This window comes from Streptomyces niveus, from assembly GCF_001723055.1.
GTDB lineage: Bacteria > Actinomycetota > Actinomycetes > Streptomycetales > Streptomycetaceae > Streptomyces > Streptomyces niveus.
On the sequence record NZ_MDCR01000379.1, the window covers coordinates 1 to 3,467 of the forward strand.

The following is a 3,467-nucleotide window of genomic DNA, read 5'->3' on the forward strand; positions in this document are numbered from 1 at the left end:
CAACGCAGGGGGCACCTCCCGTGCCCGAAGGGCTACGGGGGAGAGCGTGCGTGCCAGGCGTCGTGAGCCAGACGGGACTTCGCGGACACGCCCTAGCGCTCCGTCGACCCGTCCCAGTCGTCGTAGATGAGGTGGTAGTCCGCGGCGAGCTGATCGTAGAAGCGCGCCACGGAGGCGTTGTTGCCGTCTTCGCCGCCGCTGCTGTCGTTCATGCAGGCGAGCCTAGGGCTCGCACCACCCGCTCGCCGGGACTCGCCGAGTCCCAAACGGCTTGGTGGGCGGCGGAGTTGTGGCCCTTTCAGGCGGTCCGGCGGGCCTGGAGGCGTTTGCGTTCGGGGGTGTAGTGCCAGACGACGAGGCCGAAGTTGTCCTTGCCGCCGCGTACGGCCCAGAAGAGGTCGGGGTCGGTGTCGGCGGTCACCTCCCGGAAGCGGCCGTCGGCGGTGACGAGGCGCAGCCGCCGTACGTGATCGGCGGCGAATCCGTACCGCCGTCCCAGCGGTCCGGCCCCGCCACCGGTCAGATAGCCGATGACACCGACGTCGGGGCTGGCCCCGTTGAGCGGCGCGAGGCCGTGCGGTGTCGTATGCGCCAGCACGTCACGCCAGCGCGCACCCGCCTCGATCCACGCCGTCGCGCGCTCCGCGTCGACGCGTACGCCGTCCATCCGCCGTGTGTTGACGAGTACGGCGCCGTCGGCGGCGAGGCTCGGCCCGTGCCCGGTGGCCAGTACGCCGACGGCTCGCTTCTCGTCGGCGGCGAGTCGTACGGCGGCCACCATGTCCTGGTCGCCGGCGGCCTCGACCACGTGGGCGGGGTGGGACTCGACGGCTCTGTTCAGTCCCAGCCTCGGGTCCATGTCTGCACTCATACGGACAATCTAGACAGGCCGGCCGGACAGGGTCTTGTACGAATCGGACGCGGCCCCGCCACCCGGTTTCGCCCGGTTCGCCGCTCCGCCCGTCGGTCACACCCGCGTCAGATAGGTGAAGCCCGTGTCGGGGCCCACGCAGGACTGGAGCGTGAGGTCGCCCCAGTACAGGCCGTGGGCCGGGGCGCCGCGGCCCGGGGTGAGGTGGCGGGCGTAGACGCGGTAGCGGAGCAGCGCGCGGGGAGTCTCGACGGTGACCTCGGTGCCGATCGGCAGTGTCGCGAGCTGGCCGAAGCCGCAGAAGTCGTGACCGACGACGACCGCCGTACGCAGCGCGTAGCCGTTCTCGGTGCCGAGGTCCGGGCCCGCCCACTGGACGGCGTCGCGGCAGGCGTCGACCTCTTCCTGGCCGCCGCGTACGACGCGGGCGGACCAGGAACCGATCCGCAGGGTGGTGCCGGTGGGCCGGGCGGTCCCGGTCGGCTTTCCCGGGGCCTTCGCGGACGGTTTCCGGGTGGGCGTCGCCGGTGCGTCCGGGGCGGCGGGCGTACGGGTCGGGGAGCCCGGCCGCGTCGCCGTCGTGGGGACGCGGGGCGGGAACCGCGGGGACGTGGGCAGCCCCGTCGTCGTAGGCGGGGACGGTGTGTCGGCGGGCGGGACCGGCGGCAGCGCCCCGGGCGCGGGAGGCGGGCCGGTGCGCCGGGGTGTCTCCACGGCCGGCGGTACGGCGGCGCCCGCCACCTCGCGGTGGGCTGTCGGGGTCGCGGCGCAGGCGGTGAGCGCGAGGAGCAGCAGCGCGCACAGGGCCGGTACGCGCGGGCGCCCGGGTCCCGTCATCCGAAGCGGCCGTTCACGTAGTCCGATGTGCGGCTGTCCTGCGGGGAGTTGAACATGGCGTCGGTGCTCCCGTGCTCGACGATCACTCCGGGCGTGCCCTGTTCGGCGAGGAAGAAGGCGCAGTTGTCGGAGACGCGGGCCGCCTGCTGCATGTTGTGCGTGACGATGACGATGGTGACCTCCTCCTTGAGGTCGGCGATGGTCTCCTCGATACGGCGGGTGGAGGTGGGGTCCAGCGCGGAGCAGGGCTCGTCCATCAGCAGGACGCGGGGGCGTACCGCCAACGAGCGTGCGATGCACAGGCGTTGCTGCTGGCCGCCGGAGAGCGCGCCGCCGGGCTGGCGGAGCCGGTCCTTCACCTCGCGCCACAGGCCGGCCTTGGTCAGGCACTCCTCGACCAGGCTGTCCTTGCCGGAGCTGTTCGCCCGGATGCCGTTGAGCTTCAGCCCGGCGAGGACGTTGTCGTACAGCGACATCGCGGGGAACGGGTTGGGCTTCTGGAAGACCATGCCGATCTCGCGGCGGGCGCGGGTGATCCGGCGGCCCCGGTCGTAGATGTCGTCGCCGTCGAGCAGGACCCGGCCGGCGAGTGAGGCGGAGGGGATCAGCTCGTGCATGCGGTTGAGGATGCGCAGGAAGGTCGACTTGCCGCAGCCGGAGGGGCCGATGAGGGCGGTGACCTCCAGGGCGGGCATGGTGAGCGAGACCCGGTCGAGGACCTTGTGGTCGGCGAACCAGGCGGAGATCTCCTCGGCTTCGAGCGTCGCGGGGGACGCCACGCCGCTGCTCGCCGGGACTGTGGGCAGGGACGTCGTGACGGCGGTCATGGTTGAGGCAACTCCCGTTGGTCCAGGTCGGGTTCAGAGGGTGAAAGCGGTTCAGAGAAGGTTGGGCAGGATGCGGGTGGCGGCTCCGGAGACGGCGATACCGAGCGCGGTCAGCACGGGTCCCGCGGTGATCCAGGTCTGCCAGGTCCCCCACACCCGGTGCAGCCAGACGGTGGCGAGCGCGGCGAGCAGCAGGGCCTGGGACCAGAGGAAGACCGCGAGCCAGGCGCCGTTGTCGCCGCCGAGCGCCTCCTCGGCGGGGCCGATCCAGCCGCTGCGCAGCGGCCGGGGCGGGCTGGGCTGGATCGGGGTGGTGAGCGCGGCGTCGACGCGCAGCACACCGGCGGGGGTGTACGCAGGGCCCGACGCGGTCATGAGCGTGAGCCGGCCGCGGCCCTGGGCGAGCGGTGTGGGCAGCTTGTCGCCGGGGCGGCGGACGCCCAGCACCTCGTACACGGCCTTGCCCTGACCGGTCGTCACCTCGATGGTGGTGCCGGGTGTCAGCTTGCCGAGCGCGTTGAACGGGCTGCCGTAACCCCACTGGCGGCCCATGATCACGCTGGTGCCCTCCTGGCCGGGCAGCGCGGTGTCGCGGCGGTGGCCGGGGCCGGACATGAGGACGCCGGACGTGGTGCCCTCGGCGACGACCTCGCGCAGTCCGAGGGAGGGGATGCGCAGGAGTGCGACGGGTGCGCCCATGGCGAGGGTCTTGCCGTCGAAGGTCCGCTGGCCCACCGGGGCGGTGCCGCGCGCGAGTTGGTCGCGCAGCTCGTCGTACGCGGTCTGCTGGTCGCGGGCGTGCTGGAGGTGTCCGAGGACGGTGAGGTTGGCGGCGAAGCCGAGCAGCACGGCGGCGAGCACGCACAGGGCCGCCCCGGCGAGCGCGAGTCCGGGACGGGCCGGGGGCTGCCGGTCGTTCCCGGAGCCGGGGC

Annotated in this window: 4 protein-coding genes; all 4 read right to left on the reverse strand. The window is 73.2% G+C overall.

Translation table 11 applies throughout. The features are described from left to right. Window positions 1-298: 298 nt before the first annotated feature. Entirely contained in the window at window positions 299-871 is a 573-nt protein-coding gene (locus BHU15_RS33740) for an FAD-binding oxidoreductase (protein WP_079128557.1), read from the reverse strand. A gap of 96 nt (window positions 872-967) precedes the next feature. Beyond that, window positions 968-1,708 (reverse strand): hypothetical protein, encoded by a 741-nt coding sequence (locus tag BHU15_RS33745; RefSeq protein WP_069630605.1) that lies wholly within the window; start codon window positions 1,706-1,708, stop codon window positions 968-970. Further along, the gene (locus BHU15_RS33750) at window positions 1,705-2,535 is read right to left on the reverse strand and encodes a phosphate ABC transporter ATP-binding protein (protein WP_069630606.1); all 831 of its coding nucleotides are present in this window, start codon (window positions 2,533-2,535) and stop codon (window positions 1,705-1,707) included. The genes BHU15_RS33745 and BHU15_RS33750 overlap by 4 nt, the downstream gene beginning before the upstream one ends. Before the next feature lie 51 nt (window positions 2,536-2,586). After that, the coding region (locus tag BHU15_RS33755) for a sortase (RefSeq protein ID WP_141726937.1) at window positions 2,587-3,467 on the reverse strand (881 nt) is incomplete at its 5' end.

Excerpts from the sequence above, each read along its gene's own strand:
- BHU15_RS33740 (WP_079128557.1), bottom strand. The coding sequence starts at position 871 with ATGAGTGCAGACATGGACCCGAGGCTGGGACTGAACAGAGCCGTCGAG.
- BHU15_RS33745 (WP_069630605.1), bottom strand. The coding sequence starts at position 1,708 with ATGACGGGACCCGGGCGCCCGCGCGTACCGGCCCTGTGCGCGCTGCTG.
- BHU15_RS33750 (WP_069630606.1), bottom strand. The coding sequence starts at position 2,535 with ATGACCGCCGTCACGACGTCCCTGCCCACAGTCCCGGCGAGCAGCGGC.